At 52.9% G+C, this 4,128-nt stretch carries 4 protein-coding genes, 1 pseudogene and 2 riboswitches; all 5 genes and pseudogenes read right to left on the bottom strand.

Annotated elements, in window-relative coordinates; all coding sequences use genetic code 11:
* The coding region (locus Q7J88_RS04345) for an ABC transporter permease (protein WP_303720928.1) at positions 1-399 on the bottom strand (399 nt) is incomplete at its 3' end.
* Between the two features lie 78 nt (positions 400-477).
* Positions 478-1,278, bottom strand: a complete 801-nt coding sequence (locus Q7J88_RS04340) for a substrate-binding domain-containing protein (protein ID WP_303720927.1) — start codon at positions 1,276-1,278, stop codon at positions 478-480.
* Positions 1,279-1,343: 65 nt separating this feature from the next.
* Positions 1,344-1,463: riboswitch (molybdenum cofactor riboswitch) on the bottom strand.
* Positions 1,464-1,477: 14 nt separating this feature from the next.
* Positions 1,478-2,155 (bottom strand): ABC transporter ATP-binding protein, encoded by a 678-nt coding sequence (locus Q7J88_RS04335; protein WP_303720926.1) that lies wholly within the window; start codon positions 2,153-2,155, stop codon positions 1,478-1,480.
* A 75-nt stretch (positions 2,156-2,230) separates the two neighbouring features.
* Positions 2,231-2,350, bottom strand: a riboswitch (molybdenum cofactor riboswitch).
* A gap of 12 nt (positions 2,351-2,362) precedes the next feature.
* Positions 2,363-3,772, bottom strand: coding sequence for a formate dehydrogenase accessory sulfurtransferase FdhD (fdhD, locus tag Q7J88_RS04330; protein ID WP_303720925.1), 1,410 nt, complete (start codon positions 3,770-3,772; stop codon positions 2,363-2,365).
* Positions 3,773-3,921: 149 nt separating this feature from the next.
* Positions 3,922-4,128: pseudogene (locus tag Q7J88_RS04325) on the bottom strand (hypothetical protein); the annotation flags it as partial.

The raw sequence follows: 4,128 nt of genomic DNA, 5'->3' as shown, positions 1-4,128 counted from the left end.
CACCCCAAAGCGGATTTCTCGCAGCAGTTGCCGCGCTGCCTGAAACTGCGAGGCACCGAGGGTTAAAGCCGTATTGATGATACGGCTGTCGGCACCGGTTACCGCTGTCAAAACCAGGTTGGCCACGATCGGTGTAGCCAAAACCACCTGACCGGAGATCATCGCCCAGGGAGTAAACAACAGGCCCATCGGACCGAGTGGCCCCTGACGGCTGAACAGCCCGAATAGTAGCAGGCCGACTACCACCGTCGGCAATGCCATCATGGTATTGAGTAATGTTATCAGCAATTGCCGACCACGAAAACGGTTAAGTCCCAACCACAAACCAACCGGTATTCCGAGAGAACCTGCGATGACTATGGCGGTACTCGAGGTATAGAGGGAGGTCCATACGGTCATCCGGACCTCCTGATCAAGCCTGAAGATCAGCTCGATTGCTGTTATCAGTGAATCGCCCAAATAGCCCAAAATGGCTCCTTAGTCGGCGATGTAGAACAGCTGCTTGCCACCTTTGCGGAAACCGGTGATCAGCTGTTTGGCTTCATCGGAGACAAGGAAATCAAGAAACTTCTTTGTCAACTCAACCTTGACGTGAGGATGCTTGGCCGGGTTAACCATGATGGCGCCGTAGGGGTTGAATAGACCCGGATCGCCTTCAACAGCAACTTTCAGCGGTGTCTTTTCTGCGTAGGCGATGTAGGTGCCACGGTCGCTCAGTGTGTATCCTTGACGCTCGCCAGCCATGACGATAACCTCGCCCATGCCACGACCCGCTTCTAGGTACCAGTCACCGTCCGGCGCGACGCCAGCTTTCTTCCACAGTTGCTTTTCGCGGGAGTGAGTGCCGGAATCGTCGCCCCGGGAGACGAAGGTGCTTTGGCTGGCGGAAATTTTACCCATCGCAGCAGCGGCGTCGGTTTCTCCTTTAATGCCGGCCGGGTCGTTGTCCGGGCCGAGGATAACAAAATCGTTGTACATGATGTCACGGCGGTCGACTCCGTAGCCTTCATTGACGAACTTATCCTCCTTGCTGCGGGCATGTACCATGATGACATCGACGTCACCGGTTTCTCCCAGTTTTATTGCTTTGCCGGTACCGACGGCGATGACATCAACCACACAGTCGTTCGCCTTTTCAAATGGCGGCAGCAGATAGGCCAGCAGACCGGAGTTTTCGGTCGAAGTAGTCGTTGCCAGACGCAACCGCTCAGTAGCGATGGCACTGGTGGCAAGCAGTACCAAGCAGCTTAACAAAACAACAATACGCAATATTTTCATCTTTTTTCCTCCACTTTTTCCATGTAGTAAAAAGGCCTCTTTAGAGGCCATAACAGCGACATCCTCTATGCCACTGTAAGACTCCTTTCCAAACACGGGAGGCAGGGCCGTTTCCAGTCCTACCCAACGGTCCTGACACCACGATGTAAATCGACAGGTGTAAGGACTCGGAGCATTGAATTGTGTAGGTTCAAAATTATTAAACCGCCCTCAATTGTGTTCCTGACAATTGATTATTGATCAGCTGGCCATTTTGTATTCTGATTGCTAAACCGCCGAGTCGTTCCGATTGGTCTTTATCATGACTTGCAATTACAACTGTCATTGCCCGCTTCGGTAAAGTGACAAGAAACTGTTCCAGTATTTCGACCTGCTTGACATCCAGGTTAGCGGTTGGCTCATCGAGCAGTAACAGTTGCGGCTGCAGGCAAAGGGCGCGGGCAAGGGCTACGCGTCTGGTTTCTCCACCAGAGAGCTCCTTCGCTTTTCGTTTCTGGAAGCCTCTTAATCCGACGATGTTAAGTGCTTGATCAATTTTGCTGTGTAATTCAGTTCCACGCATCCCTCGCACCTTCAACCCGAAGGCGAGGTTTTTCTCTACAGTTCCGGTAAACAACCAAGGGTTCTGCTCCAGCAAAGTGATATTTTTCCTTAGCTTTTGTAGGCGTTCCGTTCTCCAGTTGACAGGCTGCCCTGCAAAGTGAACGGTTCCGGCCTGTGGTTGTTGCAATAGCGCCAGCAGACGCAGCAACGTGCTTTTCCCCGAGCCGTTTTCTCCCTGCAAGACATACAAGCGTCCGGCCTGTAGAGACAGCTGTGGCACCTGTAAGTCAAATCCTCCCTGTTGCAGGGTTATGTCGTTCAGTTGGAGCAACATGCTATTTGATCCATAAAAAAAGCTCCTTCCGGATGGAAAGAGCCCATTAGCTCACTAGACACAGCTGCTACACGGTCTGTGAGATCGGGATCACCTTTCCAAATACGGGAGGCACAACCGTTTCCAGTGGCACCCATCGACCGACCGCCATGAGGAAACCCTGTTAGGCGGGACGGTTCGGAGATCGTTATAATTTGATTGTGATGGTTAAGCCTGCTGCTTCTTATGCAACTTCCGCACAATAGCAGATTTTTCAGCTCCACGCAGCTGAAAATATTCTTCCGGCGTATTGATATTGCGAAAACTTTGTTCCTGCGGGTCGAGCTGCTGGAGCCGTTCGGAGGGGAATTCCACCACCCGCACCTGATCGAAAAAGCTGGTAATCCGTTTTTTACCCGTCGCCAAAACTTGCTCCATTGCGGGCAGGCAAGTTTTGGCATAAAGCGCATGTAACGGTTCATGACCGCTACTGCTGATCGGCAACACCAGGTCACCCTGTTCCGCTGCCGCGCAGATTTCCCGCACGACGTCCTGTGTGACGAACGGCATATCGCAGGCAACGACAAAAATCTGTTTTTGTCTGGCGTGCATAAGCCCGGCGTGGATTCCCGCTAAAGCCCCTTGCCCGCGGTATATGTCCGAAACCTTTCGGCAGGGAATATCGCTGTAAAGGTCAGGTGCGTTGGTAACGATGATCACTTCATCAAACAGGTCCGCCAGGCGTGCATAAACATGATCGATAAAACGTGCGCCCTGAATTGGCAATAGCGACTTGTCGCTCCCCATCCGGCGACTTTCGCCACCCGCTAGGATCACGCCAGTGACACCGAGTATGCGCTCGTTCTGGTTTGGAATTCGCAGTTTCTTTGGGTGACTATAAACCTCAAACGATTCACCGCGCAGGTAACCGATCAGAGTGATTCCGGCCTGTTTGCACAGTTCGATGGCTTTATCAGTCGGTGACGTGCGAGAGGCGATCAACCCGATCCCCAATCTGGCTGCTTTAGCAACCATCTCGGTCGAAACCCGCCCCGAAGTGACCAGCATCTTGCCGGTAAGATCGATCTGTTTGAACCAAGCCTCGCCGGCTAAACGGTCAAGCGTGTTATGCCGGCCTATATCCTCGGCATAGAGCAACATGCCCCCCTCGTCACCAATGGCGGCCGAGTGAATTCCCCCGTGGTTTCGATAAAGCTCGGCCTGCCTGCAAAGCTGGCGCATCAGCAGGAACAAGCTATTACTGGAAAAACTTTGCTGCTTACTTGCGACAGCGGTCAGCAACGTCTGCGGCAGGTTGTAGGAAATTCCGGTTCCGCAGCCAGAGGTCAGAGTCGGTAGCAGCTGCCGCGGCAGTTCGCCTTTCAAGCGAACTTCCGCCAAACCGAAATCCTGACAAATTCCCAATGTCTGAATGTCGTCGAGCGACTCGACAAAGCCTTGCAGGCGAAAAAAACCGACCAGCAGGAAATTCAGCTGATGAGGCGAACAGATCAAGGTTGCCAGTTCGCGGCCGTTAACCCGCAGGCGCAGCGGGTACTCTTCAACGATGGTTCGTCGAGCCGGTTGCAGAGTACCGCTTTTAAGCCGGTAGATGCTTCGTGATAGTTTCGTGTCCATCAATATCCCCGGTTATTTCTGATCGATTTTCCCTTTGTAAAGCCCTCTTTCTGTGCCATCAGGTCGAGGTGCATGCTGTTAAGGTCTTCGACATCCATCGGTAATCCTTCGCCCAATTCGCGACTGTCAACAACTTTCAAGTAACCAGTCCAGGAGACCTTCTTCCATTCGCGCGAACCCTTAGTCCGGTACATCGGTTCAGTGATTCGTTTTTGGTTGTGCCGTAATTGCTAGAGGGCCGAGCCCTTACTGCAGAAGGTGCCGCGGTTGATCGGATGATCCGGGTCCCCCTGGGTGTTGATAACATCCCCGCCGCGGGTATGAACAATCAGGCCTCAGCCTACCGCGCAATAGGG

Source organism: Malonomonas rubra (assembly GCF_003247215.1).
In the GTDB taxonomy this organism is placed as follows: Bacteria; Desulfobacterota; Desulfuromonadia; order Desulfuromonadales; family Geopsychrobacteraceae; genus Malonomonas; species Malonomonas rubra_A.
The sequence above is the reverse complement of the archived record's forward strand: the minus strand, read 5'-3'. Positions and strand labels throughout refer to the sequence as shown.

What these genes read in the sequence shown, in the direction of transcription:
- Q7J88_RS04340 (WP_303720927.1), bottom strand. Translation starts at nt 1,278, where the DNA reads ATGAAAATATTGCGTATTGTTGTTTTGTTAAGCTGCTTGGTACTGCTT.
- Q7J88_RS04335 (WP_303720926.1), bottom strand. Translation starts at nt 2,155, where the DNA reads ATGTTGCTCCAACTGAACGACATAACCCTGCAACAGGGAGGATTTGAC.
- fdhD (WP_303720925.1), bottom strand. Translation starts at nt 3,772, where the DNA reads ATGGACACGAAACTATCACGAAGCATCTACCGGCTTAAAAGCGGTACT.